Origin of the sequence: Pseudoalteromonas sp. SCSIO 43101 (genome assembly GCF_023650775.1) — a bacterium.
GTDB lineage: Bacteria > Pseudomonadota > Gammaproteobacteria > Enterobacterales > Alteromonadaceae > Pseudoalteromonas > Pseudoalteromonas apostichopi.
Window position 1 is genome coordinate 280,255 of the sequence record NZ_CP072674.1, and the last position, 20,975, is coordinate 301,229.

The 20,975-nt window shown below is 39.5% G+C and carries 17 protein-coding genes; 9 read left to right on the forward strand and 8 right to left on the reverse strand.

The features are described 5' to 3' along the window. The first annotated feature begins 222 nt into the window (after nucleotides 1-222). On the forward strand, nucleotides 223-882 hold the full coding sequence (locus J8Z25_RS18370) for a LysE family translocator (protein ID WP_250662309.1): 660 nt from the start codon (nucleotides 223-225) through the stop codon (nucleotides 880-882). A gap of 59 nt (nucleotides 883-941) precedes the next feature. On the opposite strand, the gene J8Z25_RS18375 is transcribed toward J8Z25_RS18370, so the two are convergent. The 7 genes from J8Z25_RS18375 to J8Z25_RS18405 form a co-directional block, all read right to left on the reverse strand. Continuing rightward, on the reverse strand, nucleotides 942-1,730 hold the full coding sequence (locus tag J8Z25_RS18375; RefSeq protein ID WP_130052856.1) for a LytR/AlgR family response regulator transcription factor: 789 nt from the start codon (nucleotides 1,728-1,730) through the stop codon (nucleotides 942-944). Continuing rightward, nucleotides 1,727-2,782, reverse strand: a complete 1,056-nt coding sequence (locus tag J8Z25_RS18380) for a sensor histidine kinase (protein WP_240701340.1) — start codon at nucleotides 2,780-2,782, stop codon at nucleotides 1,727-1,729. Before J8Z25_RS18380 ends, J8Z25_RS18375 begins: the two co-directional genes overlap by 4 nt. A gap of 60 nt (nucleotides 2,783-2,842) precedes the next feature. Then, nucleotides 2,843-5,374: a glycoside hydrolase family 3 protein gene (locus tag J8Z25_RS18385; protein ID WP_167657427.1), complete on the reverse strand. Its 2,532-nt coding sequence runs from the start codon at nucleotides 5,372-5,374 to the stop codon at nucleotides 2,843-2,845. A gap of 37 nt (nucleotides 5,375-5,411) precedes the next feature. After that, nucleotides 5,412-6,188 (reverse strand): family 16 glycosylhydrolase, encoded by a 777-nt coding sequence (locus J8Z25_RS18390; RefSeq protein ID WP_250662310.1) that lies wholly within the window; start codon nucleotides 6,186-6,188, stop codon nucleotides 5,412-5,414. Between the two features lie 66 nt (nucleotides 6,189-6,254). Beyond that, a complete protein-coding gene (locus J8Z25_RS18395; protein WP_167657426.1) occupies nucleotides 6,255-8,945 on the reverse strand; it encodes a TonB-dependent receptor in 2,691 nt (896 codons plus the stop codon). A 233-nt stretch (nucleotides 8,946-9,178) separates the two neighbouring features. Further along, nucleotides 9,179-9,928, reverse strand: a complete 750-nt coding sequence (gene bla / locus J8Z25_RS18400) for a subclass B1 metallo-beta-lactamase (protein ID WP_250662311.1) — start codon at nucleotides 9,926-9,928, stop codon at nucleotides 9,179-9,181. Nucleotides 9,929-10,171: 243 nt separating this feature from the next. Beyond that, on the reverse strand, nucleotides 10,172-12,271 hold the full coding sequence (locus J8Z25_RS18405) for a TonB-dependent siderophore receptor (protein ID WP_250662312.1): 2,100 nt from the start codon (nucleotides 12,269-12,271) through the stop codon (nucleotides 10,172-10,174). 208 nt (nucleotides 12,272-12,479) lie between these two features. Between J8Z25_RS18405 and J8Z25_RS18410 the strand changes: the two genes are divergently transcribed. The 4 genes from J8Z25_RS18410 to J8Z25_RS18425 all read left to right on the forward strand — a co-directional run bounded on the left by J8Z25_RS18410 (nucleotide 12,480) and on the right by J8Z25_RS18425 (nucleotide 16,289). Continuing rightward, nucleotides 12,480-13,217: a DUF4198 domain-containing protein gene (locus J8Z25_RS18410; protein ID WP_130052862.1), complete on the forward strand. Its 738-nt coding sequence runs from the start codon at nucleotides 12,480-12,482 to the stop codon at nucleotides 13,215-13,217. 365 nt (nucleotides 13,218-13,582) lie between these two features. Beyond that, nucleotides 13,583-13,795 (forward strand): DUF2061 domain-containing protein, encoded by a 213-nt coding sequence (locus J8Z25_RS18415; protein WP_250662313.1) that lies wholly within the window; start codon nucleotides 13,583-13,585, stop codon nucleotides 13,793-13,795. A 398-nt stretch (nucleotides 13,796-14,193) separates the two neighbouring features. Further along, nucleotides 14,194-15,231, forward strand: a complete 1,038-nt coding sequence (locus tag J8Z25_RS18420) for a flavin reductase family protein (RefSeq protein ID WP_250662314.1) — start codon at nucleotides 14,194-14,196, stop codon at nucleotides 15,229-15,231. Beyond that, a complete protein-coding gene (locus J8Z25_RS18425) occupies nucleotides 15,228-16,289 on the forward strand; it encodes a fatty acid desaturase family protein (RefSeq protein ID WP_250662315.1) in 1,062 nt (353 codons plus the stop codon). Before J8Z25_RS18420 ends, J8Z25_RS18425 begins: the two co-directional genes overlap by 4 nt. Before the next feature lie 307 nt (nucleotides 16,290-16,596). On the opposite strand, the gene J8Z25_RS18430 is transcribed toward J8Z25_RS18425, so the two are convergent. Continuing rightward, nucleotides 16,597-17,451, reverse strand: coding sequence for a DUF417 family protein (locus tag J8Z25_RS18430; protein WP_130052866.1), 855 nt, complete (start codon nucleotides 17,449-17,451; stop codon nucleotides 16,597-16,599). 274 nt (nucleotides 17,452-17,725) lie between these two features. Between J8Z25_RS18430 and J8Z25_RS18435 the strand changes: the two genes are divergently transcribed. From J8Z25_RS18435 to J8Z25_RS18450, 4 genes are all read left to right on the forward strand, one after another. Next, complete coding sequence (locus J8Z25_RS18435) at nucleotides 17,726-18,556, forward strand: AraC family transcriptional regulator (RefSeq protein ID WP_130052867.1); 831 nt, start codon at nucleotides 17,726-17,728, stop codon at nucleotides 18,554-18,556. 26 nt (nucleotides 18,557-18,582) lie between these two features. Continuing rightward, a complete protein-coding gene (locus J8Z25_RS18440; RefSeq protein WP_250662316.1) occupies nucleotides 18,583-19,185 on the forward strand; it encodes a LysE family translocator in 603 nt (200 codons plus the stop codon). 167 nt (nucleotides 19,186-19,352) lie between these two features. Continuing rightward, complete coding sequence (locus J8Z25_RS18445) at nucleotides 19,353-19,955, forward strand: helix-turn-helix domain-containing protein (protein ID WP_250662317.1); 603 nt, start codon at nucleotides 19,353-19,355, stop codon at nucleotides 19,953-19,955. Nucleotides 19,956-20,053: 98 nt separating this feature from the next. Further along, nucleotides 20,054-20,974: a DMT family transporter gene (locus J8Z25_RS18450; protein WP_250662318.1), complete on the forward strand. Its 921-nt coding sequence runs from the start codon at nucleotides 20,054-20,056 to the stop codon at nucleotides 20,972-20,974. Nucleotide 20,975: the final 1 nt, after the last annotated feature.

Genomic DNA, 20,975 nt, shown 5'->3' on the forward strand with positions numbered 1-20,975 from the left:
ACATTATAAACTCGCTCATTCAGGCCGGTTTAACAATAGAGTCTGCTGATAAGCACCCTCTTAGCCCATATGACTGTTTTTTAGGCTTAGAGTATGTCTCTGGTAAGGCGTATCAATTACTTTATAAAGACAACAAGCTCCTCTTGTTTTCTCAATTAAAGCAAGGAAGAACGCGTAATTTAGCCCGCTCTTCATTTTTCATATTTACACTTTGAGGAATTTATGGATATTAGCTTAATAAGTATTTTTATTTCAGTGGCAGCTGCACACTTTCTGGCATTACTGAGTCCAGGACCTGATTTTGTACTCGTTGTTAAAAGTGCGCTGAAAGGTAACCAAAAAAACGCCATTGGCGTTGCGTTAGGTATTGCAACTGCTAATGCAGTCTATATTGCATTATGTCTTATTGGTGTTGGCGCCATATTATCTTCATCCATTACTTTAATGATTACGCTTAAAGCAATTGGAGGCTTATTTTTAATGTATATTGCCTATCATGCATTAAAAGCACCTAGAAATGCCTACGCTAACTTTTCTACAAGCACTAAGACTGCAAGTGAATTTTCATTATCATGCTTTTGCAAAGAGTTTGTAACTGGGTTTCTCTCAGGTATTTTAAACCCTAAAAATTTATTATTTTATTTAAGCTTGTTTACTGTTGCACTAACCCCCGAAGTCAGTATTAGCTTTAAAGTACTTTTAGGAGTATGGATGACATTAGTCGTCTTTTTTTGGGATGTAGCTATTATTTATATGTTGTCAAAAACGACTATCAGACAAAAATTCATTAGAGCCGCATTTTATATTGATAAAGTAACAGGTATCGTTCTCGGTGCGATTGGGTTTAACATTCTAAAATCAGTTTGGTCAAAACAGCCGTAAATACTACTGCATAGTAAGGTGCTGTTTATAACGAGGTATTGTAAACAGCACCGATTTATTTAAATCAGCTTTTTTAATTGCTTACTGTAGGTTCGACTTACTTTTAATGTTTTACCAGTAGTTAAGGTTGCCATGTACTCTGAGTTGCGCAATGGCTCAAGCTGTCTTACATAAGTTAAATTGACAATGGTAGACTTATGGATCCGCAAAAAGGCCTCAGGAAGCATATTATTCTCAAGTTCTTTTAATCTAGCTCTCATAACATGGGTTTCGGTTGCAGTATGCACACACATATAATCACCAGCTGCATCAATCCAAAGAATATCGGTGAATGAAATTATTTGAATCGGGTTTTTAGCATCCCGGATAACCAAGTGATCACTATCAAAATTATAGTCTGACTGATTGGCTGAGTGTTTGTTTTGCTCAGCCTTGTTACTCACTTCTTGTTGTAGCGCTATCAACTCACTTTTTTGGAATAACTTTACGTTACTTACAACTCTTTCTATAGCTTCTGCAAGCCTGTCTAGTTTGACTGGTTTTAATAAATAATCGATAGCTCTAACTTCAAAAGCTTGTACTGCATGTTGATGAAAAGCAGTGACAAAAATGACTGCTGGACATGCTTCGGGTTGAAAATACTTTATCAATTCAAAGCCAGACTTGGTGGGCATTTCGATATCTAAGAAGATTAAATCAATTTCGTTGTTATTTATAAGCTCAATAGCATCGTCAACACTGCATGCACTACCAACAATATTAATTTCAGGAAATTGTTCAAGTCGAATACGTAAACCTTCGACGGCGCTGTATTCATCATCAACCAGTATCGTGTTTAGTTTTATCATTTATTATGACCACTCATAGGTAATGTTATACATACCCAAGCACCACCTTCACTTAAGTTGCCCTTTTCTATACGGTGTGACTTTCCGTACATTAGCTTCAAACGTTGCTCACAATTTGCTAATCCTATCCCTCTTTTATTTGTGCTTTCATCACCAAATCCCTTGCCAGTATCAGACACTTTTATATTTAAATAACTCTTAGTTTTTTCTATGGCTATAGTAATGCACATTAGCTGGTTTGAACGCATGCCATGTTTTAATGCATTTTCTACAAGGGGTTGTATCAACATAGATGGGATCAGTAACTCGTTGCAGCCATCTGCAACAGAAATATCAACAACAAGCTTATTTGTGAAACGGCACTTTTCTATATCTAAATAATTGCTAAGAATGCCAATTTCTTCTTTAATTGTTACTTTTTCCAGCGGATCTGTATATAAGCTATGTCGCAATAGATCACACAGTTTCTCGAGCATTTTTACAGCTTCTAAACTTTCTTTCTTCAAAATCAATGTACAAATCGCATTGATACTATTGAACATAAAGTGGGGATTAAGCTGATAGCGCAGCATTTTTAATTGTGATTCTTTAGCTAAGTGTGTGGCTTCTGCTGCTTTTTGCGTTTGTTCTAAATTATCTAAATAAATCTTAATCCCATAATAAAACGCGGTCCAAGTTGAAAGCACTGTTAATGACGCCGACGTCCATGTTCCAAAATCAAACCATGTCATTGGCTGCCAAAAGTTTCCATAAAACCACTGTAGTGTTATCCACTTAATTTGTGTCCAAATTAACGTTGCAGTTATGACAATGAAAATATGAAGTGCAATCTTCAACTTTAGCTCTATAAAGTTGATGCAAGTAAATACTTTTCTAAGGGAGAGGGTAATTATAAACCCACAAATTGTATCAATAATCAAATGCGGGATATGGATAGTCCAAGGCTCATCACTTGGGACTTTAATCATCAATTCGGTTAGCATTGCGTAAACAACCCAACCACAAATCTGAAACAGCCAAAATAAATGGCCGCGAGGGTTACTAGTATTCAAATTATTCAATCCATAAGGTAAAGCTGATAGGCATTACTTGCCCATCAGCCTTACTAAGATTTAGTCAGAGCATGTGAGTAAATAAGCATCTGCATTTGGTTTACTAGACAGTGCTATATCAGCAACAGCTAAGCTGGCAGCCTTTGCTGAAACATTTAACACCTCTGCCACCTTTGTCGTATTATTTAACGCAGATGTACAATTTAACGGTATGGCTAACGTATGCCATTTCTTATCATTCATCAAGGCTTCTATTGATTCAAACTTAATGTTGCGCAAGCAATTTCCTTCATTACACATTACTTGCAATTGAGCCTGATTACTTGGCGCAGTGTTAATTCTCATTTTAAGTTCAAGAAAACCAGATTTACTCGCATCACTCAGTACTTCAGGCAGCTGATAGCTTAAGCTCAAGGTTGCTTTTTTTGCCCCAGCTCGCCAAATGAACTGTCTTGCATCTTCCTGATAAGACAAATTAACAGACTGCATTAACAAGCTGGTACCATCACCACTGGTTGCCGAAGAGCCTGTTGTTTCAATGGCTGCTGTTTTTGAATCTTTCAGTTCCCACACTAAGTTCTCTGAAAGTCCTCTTACAAATAAAGGCTTAGCGTCATCATTTGCCACCTTTTTAGGTGTTGTATCTTCACTTAATAAAGGCACATTAACCGTGTCTTGATAAGTTAATCCATAATCATAAGCAAATAATGGATCATAAGTTTTGTCACCTAGGTTTAATGTGTATTGCGTATCATACTTTGGCCATGAAAAGCTTAATTTACCAGAGAAATCAAACTGAGTGTTACCCTTCGCATCTGTCAATAACACATCTGCTACCCCCTCACCTTCTGAGCCCGGTAACCATGCAGCCACAAATGCATCAGATGCATTGAGCTCTTTATTTACCCAAAGCGGTCTACCGCTTAAAAATACGGTGACAACTGCAATACCATCAGCCTTTAATTTTTTCAGTAATGCAAGATCAGCTTTTGTTTTATATTGATATTCAAGAAACTCGATATCACCGAACCATTCTGCGTAAGGTTCTTCGCCTATAACAACAATCGCTACATCTGGCTTAACGGAGTAGTTTCCCGCTTCGTTTAGTTCAATTTGACCACCAGCACTTTCAACTTGCTCCTTTAAACCGGCATAAATTGACGTTGCATTTGGGAAATCGTCATTAGTGTTGTCTGTGCCTTGCCATGAAACACTCCACCCACCCGCTTGCTTTGCAATACTATCGGCACCATCGCCAGCAACTAATATCTTGCTTGTTGCTTTAATAGGGAGTATTTGGTCATTATTTTTTAATAACACTAATGACTTACGAACAGCTTCTCTAGCGAGCTCACGGTGCTCAGAAGCGCCTAACCATTCAGGATGCTGTGATTCAGAACGGCTTGATGGTTTACCTCTTGAGAAAGCTCCCCATCTAATTTTCGCTCTCAAAAAGCGTCGAACAGCATCATTAATTCTTTCTTCAGAGATAGTGCCATCTTTTACTTGCGCAACCGTGTTATGATAAAAGGCCTCAAAGTGCTCAGGGACCATAATAACATCGACACCGGCATTAATAGCAGCAGCACATTGCTCTAAATCACAGCCTTCAACAAATTTATGGGCATTCCAGTCGCTAACTACAAACCCATCAAAGCCCATTTGCTTCTTAAGTACATCAGTTAGTAAATATTTATCACCATGCACACGTTGGCCATTCCAGCTGTTAAAGGACGCCATAACTGACTGAACCCCTTCATTTATCGCTGAAAAATAGCCTGGACTATGAATGTCTCTTAACCCTTTTTCATCAATAATAGTATTGCCACGGTCTATACCTCGCTCGGTTCCACCATCACCAACAAAGTGCTTTGCTGTTGCAATACGATTTGTCGCTTTTAAGAAATTATTGTTGATGCTACCTTGAATACCAACAACCATTTCACCGGCATACTCTTTAACTAAATCTGGGTTCTCAGAATAACTCTCATACGTTCTGCCCCAACGATCATCTCTGACCACTGCGACAGTGGGAGCAAAACTCCATTCTATTCCAGTTGCAGAAACTTCTTTTGCTGTAGCTTGACCGATACGTTTAATTAGATCTTTATCTCTGGTTGCACCTAAACCAATGTTATGAGGAAATAACGTAGCTCCATAAACATTACTATGTCCATGCATTGCATCTGTGCCCCAAATCGTCGGGATTGCAGCCCCATCTAATGAAGCATCTACTGATGCCTGATACATCTCATCTGCATATTGAAGCCACTGCTTCATCGAGGCACGTTTATTACCATAAGGCGCGGTGTTACCTCCATTTAAGTACGATCCAAAGCCATACTTGCGCATTTGCTCGACACTTAAATAACCGATTTCAGGTTGAACCATTTGCGCTACTTTTTGCTCAATTGTCATCGTCTGAATGAGCTCGTCAACCTGCTTCTCAACAGCAGGGTCTTGCTTAAGTTTAGTGTTTACATCAGGCCATTTTACGTGACCTCCCTCGACAGCAAGCGGACACTGAGTATAAACAAGTCCAATCAAGGCTAATGGGCTTAATACAAGCGGTGAAAATTTAAATCTAGACATTTAAAACCTATAAAACAACACGTTGAAAATTAAATGATTAATTAGGTATGTATTCAATAAAGTCATAATATACCCATGATGAAGTGCCATAGTATTGACCAGGAAAGTAATTGGCTTCTTGTGAGTTATCGCCATGCCAGTGATTGATCATAATCTTGGTGTTATCCACTGGCCAAGCGTAGGCTGGTATCTCATTATTTGCGAGCACACCATCACCATTATCTTTATAAACGATACGAATAGTTTGCTCTTGGCCATTGGCATCATAAAGATACCAACGAATAACACGACTGGACCAATCGAAACCTATCATCAGCAAGTTTTCACGATAATCGAGCCCATATTGACTTAGGTCGATGTCTTGCTCCCAGCTCTGATATACCCCACCTTGCGGCTGATAAATAATATTTGTGTGTACAACATTGCCAAGAGAAGGCAGCAGTTCAATATCAACTTCTTGCCATGCTCGACCTGGGCTATCCCACCATGATGTGTAAGTAAATATCGATGAAACTGTACCCGCAACATTTCCTGATTTTAAACGACCTTGTATTTTGCCATAGCTATAAAACTGATTACTTTGTAACTCTGAGCATGTGCCCTGCGATAATGACAGCGTTAAACCATGTTCACTGGGGCTTTGCATATTAGGTTGAAAAGTACACCCAAATGGCGTTCCATTATTGCCTTGTCGTGCAGTCCAAATACTGGTGTCGTAACCCCAAGAAAAGTTATCTTTAAAGTAGTTAGCACTTAGACTAGGGGATAAAAATGCGATACAGAAAATTGATATACGTAGCCAAAACTTTTTCATTTTTTTGCCTCATAATCTGTTTAGCTCTCATATTGCTGAGCAATATGAGAGCGCTTAGTAGTAGGGTTAAAATGAGAAACCGGCTCTAACACCATAATATCTCGGCATACCGAAACTACCTTTTGGTACACCTTTGCTTGTGTTGTTCCAATATTGAATAGTCTCATCAGATGCGTTATTGATGAACAGCTCTGCATACCATTTTTGACTTTGCGGCTCATATTTCAAAGAAGCGTTATAAACCGCGAATGCATCTCGGCTATCATCGATATACTGTGTCGCTTCGTCTGAAACAGCAAAATCCATATCATCTAAATGCTTATCAAGGTTCCACACCGTTGAATACGATTTATCTTTCCAGCTTGCGTTAAACCAGCCATGAATAAAGCCATATTCACCTAAATTGAACGTATGCGTATAACTAATATTCGCAGTGTATTTAGGTGTCATTGCTAGATTGTTACCCTTGAGGTTAGTGGTTAACAATGTGTTTTCAGGATCTTTTGATTCTTCATAAGAGATATCGAATAGATACTCAGAATCATAGTCCCACTTGGTATTCCAATCTTCCGTAATTTTAGCATCAGTCCAGGTTACGTAACCTGTGATACGACCATTTGGATATGGTTTCCAGTCAAATTCGAATTCAATACCTTTAATCGTCGATGCTGGAACATTCTGCGTGTAATATGCAATCACGGGTTGATTTTGATAATCAAGAAGAGGCTCGCCATCATCACCTAAAATCGGTGTTCCGTTGTCATCTTCCACAACTGATAAGCGTTCAACATTACCAATCGAACCAACCGATGCGTATTGCATATCGGTATAATCTGTATAGAAAAAAGCAGCTTTTAAGTTAAGTGAGTTATCAAAAAAGCTTGATTTAGCACCTAGCTCCCACGTTAATACTTCTTCTGGGTCAAACTTCGTTTCGAATCGTGTAACATCACCGGTTCTATCGTTAACTACTTCGTATACATCACCAATACCGCCCGCTTTAAAGCCACTCGCTAAGTATGCATAAAGCATGGTTTCTGATGAAATGTCATAATCTAAGCCAACACGGAAGTCATGATGCTGCCAGCTTCCTTTGTTGTCATTTTCAAAGTAAGACGCATAGATAGATGGGTCTTCGTAATAGTCGACTGGAAGATTATTTAGTTCTGTTCTATTTAACCAACCTACAGCACACCCATCTGCATTTGAGCATCGATACGTTCTGCCGCCTTTGTCTTGCTTTGTTTCATCACTAAAACGATAGCCTAAAGTTGCATGTAACTTCTCAGTTAGTTTGTATGTTCCTTGACCAAAAATGGCAAATGCATCTGTTGAGCGATCCGGTTGGTCCCAAAACGCTTTATCATCCATTGGATTATCATAATAACCCACTGTTGTTGTTTTTTCGTGGAAGTAGTTTGCCCCCACAATCCATATAAAATCACCGTACTCATCGGATTGAAGTTGTAATTCTGTTGAAAACGATTCAGCCCCAGTGCCGTCTAGGAAGTAAGTGGCACCATCCCAAGGGTCAAGTCCCACTTCACTGTCTTGTGCTGACTCTCTTTCCATGTCTTCATAACCCATCAACCACACAATATTGTATTCATCATTTAGGTTATAATTTAACGTGTTGCGAAGATATGTGATATCTAAATCTAATTGCCCTGGGACATTCACGACAGCCTGATATGTGTTATCACTTGGCAAAAAGTTTGAGCAATCACCTCCCATTTCAGCTGGGCGCCCTCTTAACTTATCACAGTTAACTAAATCAAGATTATTGCTGCTGTTGTTTACGTACTTTTGGAAAACCGTATGGTTTGAGAAATTACCATTTAATGGCTCCCAAAGTGTACTGATACGAAATGAATACTCATCGGCATTATTATAAAAATCACTTTTATCCGCTGGTGTTAATGCGCGAACTTTTTGTGCTTCAGGGTCTGTACCAGCACCATCAATCCACCAGTTTTCTCTTTGAGTGACAGTTTGACCCACGCCTTGATATGAGTCTTCAGATATTACTGGGGCATTTAATACATCATCAGAGAGCCTGCGAGTATCGTATTGGTTAGGATCGTAGTAGCCTTCTAAGTAGGAGTCACGCTTCAAACCTTTTGCAGCGAAACGAACTGCAAACTCCTCATTAATTGGAATATTAATCATGCCATCAATGTTTTTACTGTTGTACTTACCTGCTTCAACATTCACATTGCCAAAGAAGTTTTCAAATTGTGGCTTTGCAGATATGACATTGATACTACCCACCGTAGAGTTTCGGCCGAATAAGGTACCTTGCGGACCTCGCAATGCCTCAACACGGTCAATATCATACATAAGTGCAAGTGCACCTTGCATTCTAGGTGAATACACACCGTCTAAATGCACACCAACTGCTGGGTCACCAAGTTCTGTAAGGTTGGTAGATCGGACCCCACGCATTGAAATAACAGGTGCTGATTGATCTGTTGCTGTTGAGATATCAAGGCTAGGAACAAGGTTCGCAATATCTTTAATATTATTAACACCATTCTTTTTAAGCTCAGCTTCTGTTAGCGCCGTAATTGCTACCGGTGTTTCCATCAACTTTGTTTTACGCTTTGTTGCCGTAACAGAAATGATTTCTAAGCCACTTTGCGGCTCTTTTGCTATTTTATTATCTGTATCCAGCTGATTTTCGTTTTGTGCATGTACAGGTAATGAGCAAGCTAAAGCGACAGCAGCTGCTAATGCCTTTTTATTTATTGTGTGCATATTTAACCTTTAGATGTGTGTTCAGATTTAAAAGAATTTACTTTTAATTAACAGTATCTGCAGGTTCATTTTTCATTACCAGCCAAATTCGGCAAGGCGAGTTTCAAATAATACAAAGCGAATTTAAAGTTACTTTCAAGCGAGATTCTACGTACTTTTTTGGCGCGCAAAGCACAAGGGAGAAAGCGGCCTTAAAATGTTCAATGTGAGCCTAAAGCCGCCATAACCTATACCTATTTGAGATGATCGGTTATTAATTTTTCTGTATGTGAGAGTAAATCATATCCACCAACAGCGCCATGTCCAGGGACGACAATCACTGCACTTTTAAATTTCCTTTTTAATTGCTTTGTTATATTAAGCCAAGAGTGTATGTCACCATGAACTAGGTTACCTACAGATGATGACTGAAGTGACCGAACTGCGCAGCCACCAAATAAGATTCTTTTTTCAGGTAACCACGCCATAACATTGTCCATTGCATGCCCAGGGCCTGGAAAAAATAGTTCAAGAGAGCCAAATTTAACAACTGAATCTGCTACTCTAAGTTCTTTGATAATATTGTTAGGTACTGCCGCGCCTTGTTCTATGGTTAACTGAGCAGTTAATGGATGAGCAAAAACATTGATTCCCTTAGACTCAAGTACATCGATACCAGCAGCTCGGTCACCGTGCGCATGCGTAACAAATGCTTTGCTTACTGGCAGTTTTATTTCTGAGCTAATTGCTTCGAGTAAATCTAAAGTGAGTAATTCCCCCCACGCTGTGTCGATAAGGGTTAAACTATCTCCTTCTTTCACAATTAAGCCATTTGAGGGAAATTCTGTACCATTAGGGTAAGTATAATATGATGTATGCAGCCATACCCCATCAGCTAACTGGGTTATAGAAACCTGATTTGGCCTGTTTTCTTGCGCTGAAACCTGAAAGCTATATATTAAAAGAAAGAAAATAAAACTACCGAATATCCTAAATTTCATCATTGCACTATATCCCTAAATTAAGACATAAAAATATATTATAATTAAAGTGATAAACAAATAGTAATATAATTATACAGAAGCTTTTGTTTCTATAACTATAAGAAGCACTATGCATTCGATGATAAGAAAAAACGAACCCAACGGTTCGTTTTTGTATTTAAGTCAAAGAATGTTCTGCAAAACTTTCGCTCAAGAATGCAGGCAATGACTTTGGAGTCTAAGCAAGTTGCAATTAAACCTACGTTAAAAATTATATTGTAAGCTAACCTTATAATTTAACGGCTCACCTGGTTGGGTCCAAATTGCAGAGTATGAATTAGCGTAATAGGTTTTATCCAATACGTTATTTACAACAAACTGTAAGCTCAAATCATCATTAACATGGTAGTTTGCAAACAGATTTACCAAAGTATATGAAGGCAAATAATAGCTAGGGTCAATCGCTTCACCTAGCCGCTCCCCAACATATTGAACCGACACACCAACTGTTGAGTTCGAATCGATTAAATCACTTAACTCTCTCTTAATACGCACATTGGCACTATGTTTTGGAATGTTTAATAAAGGGGTGCCTTTTGGCAAACTAACCCACCAATCGGTATTAACAGTATCTTTTGCTGTTTTAGCATCAGTGTAAGTATATGCAAGATCAAACGAAGTTTGGCTAGTAATATTACCGTGTAAGTCTAGCTCAACACCTTCACTCGTAACCTCGCCTAGAGCCCTAGATACACCTGCTTGTACGTCTGTGCTTAACATGTTGCTCTTTTGCGCATTAAATACTGTAAAGCTACCACTGACAATGTCTGTATTAAATTTAACTCCAACTTCAATAGAGGTTGTTTCCTCAGGCTCAAATGCTTCTCCATCAGCATCGAAACCACTATTAGGTCTAAAACCTTCAGAATAACTGCTATAAAATTGTAGATCTTCAGAGTGAGCATATACTAAACCTGCTCGAGGGCTGAAGGTGCTTTTGTCAGCCTCTGAACGCGTTAAGTTTTTATGGTTATCAATTCTTTGATCAAACCAATCGTAACGACCACCAATTTGCATTTTCCATTTTTCAGTGATGTCGACTTGGTCTTGAATATAAATACCATAGCTATTCTGTACTTCTGTGGTGTCGAATAACAGAGAACCTTCAGGCGCCGTTTTACCGTACTCAGGCTCATACATATTTATAGCGTAACTCGTGTCATCAAGAGTCGGGCGATATCTGTACCAAACTTTATCAAAATCAAACTTACTGGCATCAGCACCAATTAAAAGGTGATGAGTGAAACCTGCAGCTTTTATACTACCGCTAAGCTCTGAGCGTGCAGATATATAGTTAGTTTGAAAGTCACGCTGGTTATGTTGTCTGCTCAGTGTCACGCCATCAATGAAATATACTTGTCGGCTTGGAGCAAGCTCAGCATCACTTGATTCGCTTAAAAACTCTGAATCGCTATAACTAATACCTGTTAGAAGCGACCATTCTCCTAATTGATGCTCAAGGGTAAGCTGATGAGAAATAGCCTTAACTTCTGTAGGTTTATCACTTGGCTCACCTAAAAAAGTTTCAATGGGTAGCGCATCAATTTTACCATCTACAGCAACAATACCTCGATCGAAAGTTAAACTTTGATCAACGTACTCTAGCTCATAATTCAACTTCGTTTTATCTGAAATTAGCCATAAAATTGAAGGCGTTAATACAGTTTTTTCTGATTCATGATAATCTCTAAAACCTTCACTATCTTCCACAGCACCATTAATTCTAAAAGCCACTTGGTCCGTAATTGCGTTCGTGTAGTCGCCTTCAGTGCGATAACTTTGCCAGCTACCGGCAGTGACTTTTACATAGCCTTGCTGTGCAAACTGCGGTTTTTTTGTAATGATATTTATCGTACCGCCAGGCTCAGAGCGTCCATAGAGTGCAGAGCCTGTTCCTTTCATGATTTCTACATAATCAATATTACTCGTATCACGAACACCGCTAAAGCTTCGCCCAGATGAAAAACCGTTAATTAAAAAGCCTGATGGAATATTCTCATCACCCACTAAACCTCGTATTGCAAAGCTTTCCCATAAACCACCAAAGTCATTTTGTTCTGAAATACTTGGGGTTAAATCGAAAATGTCACTTAAGGTGGTTACACCAGCCTCATTGAGTGTGTCTGATGAAATAAACTCGACAGATTGTGGTTGCTCATTTAAAGGAACATCCCCACGAAAAGCTTGCCTTACACCCGACACTGATATTTTTTCTATCTCTGATGGCTCTGTAGTGGCATATACGGAAGATGTAAAAATTGCGCTAATCATGATTGAAAGGGCTGATTTTTGATATCTGTTCATTCTATCTCTCAGGTATGAATTGTAGTTATTCAATAAAGCTTGTAGTTATTAGGTAAAGATTTACATTATCCATCATTTGAACATGCAATTAACAATACTTATCATTTGCAGTATGATAAACAATTAAACCACTGAGAACTACCCTCGCAAACAACAGAAATTAAAAAACTCAAATTAACGCTTAATTAATAAACACTTAGAGAGAAGAATGAACAAAGTTACTTTAGCCTGCATTACATTAGCCATATCAATTTCCAGCATTTACAGCGCAAAAACACAAGCACATGCAATATGGTTTGCTGAGCGCTCATCACAATTAGCACTGATATATGGTGAAGGTGCACAAGATTTAGACACCGTTAAGCGCCAAGACAAAGTTAAAAGAGTTACTGGTTATAACAAAAATTGGCAAGAACAAAGTGTAAAACTTGTTGAGTCAGGGCATATGATGATACTGAGCGATAACACGGTTTATGCTGTTACAGGAATGCTCGATAACGGTTTATGGAGCAAAACTAAAGATGGTAAATGGTTTGCAAGTGGCCGCGACCAAATCCCTGATGCAGTTTTAAGCGAACATACAAAAAAACATGCTGTACATTTGCGTGGGCCTCTTACTAAAATTCCTCAACTTAAAGAACAACAGTTACAAATTATCCCAATAGGAAACAGCTTTTCAGATCAGAAAGGTGCATTAGTTAGTTATCGCATACTATTTAATGGTAAGGCAGTTCAAGGCGCTAAAGTGATTAATGATATTGTGAATGACCCAGATCAAAAGCCCCTAATAAGCAATGATGAAGGCATCGTGACATTGCCACTACGCAATCAAGGCTTAAACGTAGTCGCCGCTATATATGATGAAAAAAGTACAAATCTCGCTGTATTTGATAAGACCGAGCACTTAGCAACACTTTCATTTATTTTACCCCATGCAGCAGAGTAGTTTTTAAATTAGCTAGTTGCACTCAAGCAAACCGCTGTGGGTCTAGACTTTCAAAAAGCCTGGGCCCTCTAGAACGTTGAACGCCCCCTTCAAAAAACAAGTAGCACACAACTCACTCACAGCCATCAAAAATCCATAAATATATTTACAAACAATGCATTAGAACTATCGCAATAGAAAAGTAAATTGACGAAAAGCTCAAAACTTCTTCATCAATGTGCGCATATTGACTTGAAAATTAACAAGCAATACTGGGCATAACCATTCTATTTAATAAATCACTACAATCTTATTATTCCATTTTAAAGATTAAAAATGATGAGCAATACTAAACTCATCAAATTATGAGAGTTGGGGTATTCAAAATGGTTAAGACAGTTACTTTTGCAGTGATGCACTTCACAATCGCTTTTACAGTGACCTACTTTTTAACAGGTAGTTTTTTAATTGGTGGCCTGGTCGCCATTGTTGAGCCTGCAGTCAATACGGTTGCGTTTTACTTTCACGAAAAGGTTTGGCGTAATCTAGAAGGTAAGGATGGCTTCAAACGAAACCCAGATGAGATAATGTTTGCCTAGCTATTAACTAGGTTGGATTGGCTCCCAATACAATGAATCCCTCATCTTACACCTCAATCTGTAAATTAAGCTTTGCCCCAACGTCGGTGGCAGAGCTACAAACTAAAACGGTTAAAGTCTTTCTCAATTAATAGCCGAAAATACTTCTTTGTAAAAGAACTCAAGGCTTCTTTTCTAGATGCATGCCAATTCGGGTTAGCTCTATCAAGCATATAGCAATGAATTTAAATGAAAAACTAGCAATTTTCTCGGCTCTTTTTATTAAGTTTAAATTCTCAAAAGTTGGATTTCCCCGCCAATTTAGAGCTAACACTCAAATTAGACTTGAAATTATCTTTTTTCAGCTTACACTTGTACGCCTAATGAGCGTACACTTGTAAGCTAAAGGCAAAAAAAGAATGTTATTAAATTCATTATCAAAACATTTATTGCATCATCAATCTTGGTCAGGATACTGGGAGCCTGTGCTCCAGTGCTTTAAACCTGGCTGGCGCGATGGGTATTTTCGCGCACAACTAAAACATGTACACGTGTTTGCTGAACAAAGCATCGAGCTGATTGTTGAGCCAGAAAAAGCATGGCCAAATCATCAAGCAGGCCAGCATATTGCGTTAACAATACAAACGAACGGGCGACTACTGACTCGCGTGTTTACCATCGCAAGCGAACCAAAATTGGCAAAGCAAGAGCGACAAATTCGTTTATTGATCCGCAGCCAAGAGATTGGCGCATTTACGTCAAAGCTAGCAAATTTGAAGCCTGGACAATGGCTTAATATCTCTGAGCCTAAAGGCCAGTTTGTTATGCCAAATACCGCGCGCTCTATAATTATGCTTGCCGGTGGCTCTGGCATTACGCCATTTATAGCCATGCTTAAGTCTTTACCGGCTGATAGCAAACAAACCATTACCCTGCTTTATTACGCAAAGTCGAACAGCCACTGGCTTAAAGATGAGCTTGAACAACTAAAACAATCACTGAGCAATTTTGATTATCACTTACTTGAGCGAAGCAAAGACGGCGATGCGACGACATGGCTGACAACAAACGCGCATAAACACTGGTTAGTCTGCGGCCCAGCTGCTTTATATAAGCAAGCTGCCGCTTTAGCTAAGCAATTAAATACGCCTATCGACAGTGAGCATTTCAGTGCAGTCCCTGCTGTTTTAGCAACCCCTGATAAGCACGAACTAACACTCACTCATCAGGGCAAAACATTCACTATTGATAACCAACAAACCTTACTTACTCACTTACAAGCGAATAAGCAACCTGTGACAGTTGGCTGTGGTATGGGAATTTGCCATCAATGCCAATGCGTTAAAAAGCAAGGCATCGTGCGTGATATTCGCACCGGCGAGCTCTCTGATAGCTCAGAGCAATTAATTCAACTTTGCATATCGCAACCAGTCAGTGACGTGGAGTTATCGGCATGAAGACAACAAAAACAGTCAATTTTGAAAAACTAGCAACCCAACTCGATAGCATTAAAGCAGATATAAAATCGAAACTGGGTGAGCAAGATGCGAAATACATTCGCCGCGTTATTGTTTGCCAGCGTGTGTTTGAATGGAGTGGCCGTATTCTCTTAATGCTAGGCTTTATTCAGCCTGCTTTATGGATAGTCGGTGTGCTTAGTTTAGCCACTGCAAAAATTCTCGATAACATGGAAATTGGCCATAATGTGATGCACGGCCAATATGACTGGATGAATGATAAACACATAAATTCAAAGTCTTACGAGTGGGATATAGCGTGCGATGGTTCAAGTTGGAACCGCGTTCACAACTACGAGCACCACACCTATACAAATATTATTGGTAAAGATCGTGACTTCGGCTATGGATTACTGCGTTTATCTAATGACTTTCGTTGGCGGGTAAAAAACCTGTGGCAATTTATCACTTACCTATTGCTAAGCGTGCTGTTCCAATGGGGTGTGTCGTACCATGAAATGGCTGCCGAGCGAGTATTTTTCGGTAAGAAAAAAGATAACCGTGATTACACGGTATCGCATAGCGAACTCAAAAAACGCTTTTTTAGTAAAGGAGCACGCCAGTTAGTGAAAGACTACCTGCTTTTCCCTCTGATTGCCGGCCCTTTATTTTTGTGCGTTTTAACGGGTAACCTAGCCGCAAATTTATTACGTAACCTCTGGACCTCTACGATTATCTTTTGCGGGCATTTCACCGGTGAAGTTGAAACATTTAAACAGCAAGACTGCGAAAATGAATCGCAAGGCCAGTGGTATTACCGCCAAGCGTTAGGCTCATCAAATATCAAAGGGGGTAACCTGTTTCATGTAATGACAGGACATTTGAGCTATCAAATAGAACATCACTTGTTCCCTGATTTACCTGCAAAACGTTATCGTGAGATTGCTCCTAAGGTGCAAGCTATCTTTAAAGAGCACGGCATCAATTACAATACAGGCGGCTTCTTTCGCCAGTACTTTTCTGTTGTAAAACGGATTGTGCGCTACTCTTTTCCGTAATTTCAAAAACGCCAGTGCATTGCACTGGCGTTTTTATTTTTAATATCATGGTAAGGAATTAACTTTAAAAATAGGTTCATTAATTTCTAACTGTAATTCATCATCTGCTGCTTGTTCCGCGAAAGTTAAAGCTGTATTTGCAAAGTTTAGCGCTTGGGCCTAATCAGGCTTCTCTAAGTAGTTTTCTGCAATCGCAAAATTAATAGATGCATCTTATGGGGTGGCAGACAAACAACTCGTGAAGTTGCTCCACAGTGGGATCTTGGTAATTAATCCTAAACTATGGTTAAAGTGAGGCCTATCTAAATTATTGTGCTATTTCATTAGTTGTATTATTGATTACCGCTAGATGATAAATAATCACTAAGTTTGCAATAAACCAGAGATCTTTAATCACAAATTGACCAAGTCCAGCTAAAACCGTCGTACTGCTAAGCGCATTCGGCGCGGTAACTAAAAATGTTTGCGTCATAATAAAAACAGCGCAACAGGAAAGCCCTGCCAACACTATTAACTTGTTATTTTTGAGTAATAAGCCAACACAAAGCAACAGCACACTAACAATGTCAAACACGCCAATCGCATTCGATGCGCCCTGCACACTAAAAACCTGATACAACCACGACATGAATGGTGATGTTTCAACAAGCGTTACAATCCCCTTTGCCTCAAAAGCAAAAAACTTCATTGCGCCTATCCAAACCAGCACTAAAGCCACTGAAGCATAATTCAAGGTAATATGCGCTTTATCACTTAAAGCATCTTTGTAAAACACAAATAAAAATAGCGGAATTACAGCAAAATACTTAATGATCCCCTGCCCTGAACCAATCACAGGAAAGCCCCCTTCACTTGCAAGCCAACGATTAGCGCCAAACAACGTAATCAAACAGATCAGTGATATAGCAAATGCAGTGATGGTCGGAAGTGCCCTATTAATAAACCCTAAATGAGAGTGAAGGCTGGTAATGCCAACAAAGCAAAATGCAAAGCCTGCGATCATACTCATGATGTGAGCTGGCACCTGAGAGTCTAATTTATAAAACGAAAAGATACTGCCAATGGCATTGGGGTTTGCTCCCAAGATAAATGACAAACCCAATAGCGAAAAACTGATGGTGATAAGTGCAATCACTAAATTATTTGATGTACGTAAATTCATACAAACCCCTTTCTACTGATTGTTTAAAAGACCATAGTTAGGGATAAAAACATTCACACTAAAATAAAATATAAGAAAAGTCTGAGAAGAGATTTGTATAAGCAATTGAAAAATCGATATAAGTATCACTGCTATTTGCCGTTATTTGCTGTTAATTAGGCAAAAATAAATCTCTTTAATTCAATATCAGCAATTTTGTTCAAGTTTTAAGGTTGCTTGCTTCGCTATATTGGCGTAGGAATAATAACGAAGCGCACAACCTTCAGGAGCATCTGTGAGCAAAGACAATCACTTTAAGTACATCAACAACGAACAGCATCAGAGCATCTCGATGTTGACTGCGACTATGAGTGATTTTACATATGCAAAGCATGCTCACGAAGAGTATTCAATTGGCATAACTCTACAGGGGCGGCAAGATTTTTTTTGTCGTAATGCGTTTTATAAAAGCGTACCTGGCAATGTTATTTTGTTTAACCCTGAAGATATTCACGATGGTCACTCTGGCACGGAGCAAAACCTAGAGTATCTAATGCTGTACATTCATCCTGATGAATTTCAGCCTTTATTCAAAGCGCTAGGGTATAAGCAAGATTGTACATTACGTATGGCAAACACCTTGTATGCAGATCCATTACTGCGTAATCAAGTGATTAACTTATCTAGGCTTTTACAAACCAATAGCACGAACAAAATAGAGCGAGAAGCTGCACTATTGCAAATGGCGCAGTCTTTAGTCAGGCTCAACGGCAGCCTTGATTTACCGACTTTAAGCACCCGTGTTGATAGCTTACTGCTGAGAGCAAAAGACTATATTTTGGCAAATATCGACAATGACATTGCTATTGATGACATTGCCCATGCAGCCACTATGTCGAAGTTTCATTTTATCCGCCGCTTTCGCGAGCACTTCGGTATTACTCCACATCAATATGTTTTGAACTGTCGTATTAATTATGCCCGTAGAGCGTTACAAGTTGGCCGCGATGCCACCAGCGTAGCGGTTGAATCAGGCTTTGCAGATGCCAGTCACCTCAATCGTAACTTCAAACGAGTATTCGGTATGACACCAAAACAATTTCAACTGCAATGGGCTCGAAGATAGAGCTAAACTACTGATTTGGAGCTGTTATGGCAGATATTTTTGCATATGCTATTGGCATTATGTACACCCCTGGGCCAATCAATTTACTCGGTTTAAGCAGTGGCTTAAATAAACAAACACGTTCACACCTTGGGTTTTTTATCGGCGTGGGTAGCGCGATGTTTATCTTATTTGTACTGCTTGGCTACCTTGGCTTACAAATGATAAATCCGCAGTTTTTGCCTTATGTGAGCTTAATTGGTTGCGGCTATATTTTGTATATTGCTTGGAAGGTCGCAAAAGCAAAAGTACAGGTGAGTGATACCTCAGCGGATGCATCACTTAGCTTTTTCGATGGCCTGTTTATGCAGCTTTTAAATCCAAAAGCGCTGGTAGCCACTTTACCTATTGCTACGATTCAGTTCCCAAGCGCGGATATTACCGGAGCTGCAATCGTATTTTGGTCTTTTATTTTAGCCATCCTTGCCTTTGGTGCTCCTACAAGTTACTCGCTAGCGGGCTTAGTGCTTGGCAAACAAGTATCACGGCCGAGTGTGTTTAATGTGTTTAATAAACTAATGGCTGTTTTGTTAGTTTATGTCGCACTAATGATTGCCTACGAGCATGTACTTACACCTTTATTGGCATAAAATTGATCATCCTTAGCAAACAGGCATAATAGCGTTATTCTCCAAATGGTTATTACAAAACGATGCAAGGCAATCTATCTATCCGCTCTTACAGTACTAAGCCTGTTAGTCATAGCCATGACTAACATCAACTTGTACTGCCCTTAAAAGGTGTGATTGCTATTAGTGTGGGTGATTTTCAAGGTAAAGTCGCCCCCGGTGAATGCGTGGTTGTCAAAGCCACGCAAGTGCATCTTTTTACTGCCATGCCAGAGGCTCGATTTGTTGTGGCCGATATGCCAAAGCTACCAAATAACCTGGCCACTGCTGAGCGCTGCGTGTTTGCTATTAATCAATCACTTTGGGCATTTTTGCAGTTTGTGGCAAAGCAACTTGAGCAAGCGGTTAATCGTGAGTTAGAACTTGCCATGTTTAACACCTTCAATTTGCTGTTAGCTGAGCAAATTATGCAGCCTAAGGTCGACAGCCGTATTAGCGAGGCATTGCTTTATATTGACAGTCACTTAAGCACTCCTCTTCACATCAAACACCTTGCCTGCATTGCCTGTTTAAGCCCAACACAATTTAAGCTGCTGTTTAAGCAACAAACCGGATTGACTGTCATGAACTATGTAACTAAACAACGAATGGAAAAAGCACAAGCCTTGCTGAGTCATACCGACTACCCGTTACAGCGTATTGGTGAGTTAGTAGGTTTCAATGAGCTTTCCTCTTTTAGCCGCAGTTTTTCAAAGTACTTTGGCTTATCTCCAAGCAAATTCAAAAAGTAACTTTAGTTTTTAACGTTAACAAAACCGTCCTTTTTGTCAAAAATTGTGCATCAATTTTGATTATGCTTTTGATACCTTAAATTTAAAGCGAATCATCGATGAACCACGCTATCGCTACAATTGCCGTGTTAGTTGCCAGTGTGTTTTGGGGCACAACAGGCACTGCCGCAAGTTTTGCGCCAGACATTAGCCCTTTTGCAATTGGTGCTTTTGCAATGGGGTTTGGCGGAGTACTACTTTGCCTAACCGCAATAAAACAACTGATAGATGATGCTAATAAACTGAGTCAACATTACCGCCTAATCCTATTAGGTTCAGCTTGTGTGGCTATTTATCCGCTGGCATTTTATACCTCAATGAATAGTGCCGGTGTGGCAATAGGCACCGTTGTCTCGATTGCCAGCGCCCCTTTATTTACCGTCTTATTGGAATACTTAATTGAGAAAAAGCCCGTTGCAACTCGCTGGCTAGTCAGCTTTTGCTTTGGTGCAGTAGGCATTGGCTTAATCGCGTTAGGCAAAGACTCAAACTCTGCTGCTAAGGGGCTGTTTAGTCAAGACATCGGCATTTTACTTGGCTTAATTGCAGGGCTTACCTATGCGGGCTATTCATGGGTTGCCAAACGTTTAATTAGCAACGGCGTTCATTCAAGAGCGACCATGGCTAGCCTATTTGGTGGCGCAGCCTGTGTACTCCTGCCATCATTATTAATTACAGGGGATACGCTGTTTGCCACAATTACCAATACCAGCGTGGCACTATACATGGCCATTGTGCCGATGTTTTTAGGTTATTGGCTATTTAGTATTGGCTTAAAAACCATCGCTGCCAGCCAAGCCGTACTCATTACTTTGCTTGAGCCTATCATCGCCACCATACTTGCTATTGTGATTTTACATGAACAATTTCAGCAAATTGGCTGGCTTGGGATTGGCTTAGTGAGCATTAGTTTGGTAATTCAAACGGTCAATATTAAGCAGTTCGTGGTACACTGCAAAAAACGCATTTTGACGATTTAAC

Coding starts and splice junctions, on each gene's coding strand:
- J8Z25_RS18440 (WP_250662316.1), top strand. CDS start 18,583: ATGGCAGATATTTTTGCATATGCTATTGGCATTATGTACACCCCTGGG.
- J8Z25_RS18370 (WP_250662309.1), top strand. CDS start 223: ATGGATATTAGCTTAATAAGTATTTTTATTTCAGTGGCAGCTGCACAC.
- J8Z25_RS18425 (WP_250662315.1), top strand. CDS start 15,228: ATGAAGACAACAAAAACAGTCAATTTTGAAAAACTAGCAACCCAACTC.
- J8Z25_RS18410 (WP_130052862.1), top strand. CDS start 12,480: ATGAACAAAGTTACTTTAGCCTGCATTACATTAGCCATATCAATTTCC.
- J8Z25_RS18375 (WP_130052856.1), bottom strand. CDS start 1,730: ATGATAAAACTAAACACGATACTGGTTGATGATGAATACAGCGCCGTC.
- J8Z25_RS18420 (WP_250662314.1), top strand. CDS start 14,194: ATGTTATTAAATTCATTATCAAAACATTTATTGCATCATCAATCTTGG.
- J8Z25_RS18385 (WP_167657427.1), bottom strand. CDS start 5,374: ATGTCTAGATTTAAATTTTCACCGCTTGTATTAAGCCCATTAGCCTTG.
- J8Z25_RS18430 (WP_130052866.1), bottom strand. CDS start 17,451: ATGAATTTACGTACATCAAATAATTTAGTGATTGCACTTATCACCATC.
- J8Z25_RS18390 (WP_250662310.1), bottom strand. CDS start 6,188: ATGAAAAAGTTTTGGCTACGTATATCAATTTTCTGTATCGCATTTTTA.
- bla (WP_250662311.1), bottom strand. CDS start 9,928: ATGATGAAATTTAGGATATTCGGTAGTTTTATTTTCTTTCTTTTAATA.
- J8Z25_RS18415 (WP_250662313.1), top strand. CDS start 13,583: ATGGTTAAGACAGTTACTTTTGCAGTGATGCACTTCACAATCGCTTTT.
- J8Z25_RS18395 (WP_167657426.1), bottom strand. CDS start 8,945: ATGCACACAATAAATAAAAAGGCATTAGCAGCTGCTGTCGCTTTAGCT.
- J8Z25_RS18405 (WP_250662312.1), bottom strand. CDS start 12,271: ATGAACAGATATCAAAAATCAGCCCTTTCAATCATGATTAGCGCAATT.
- J8Z25_RS18450 (WP_250662318.1), top strand. CDS start 20,054: ATGAACCACGCTATCGCTACAATTGCCGTGTTAGTTGCCAGTGTGTTT.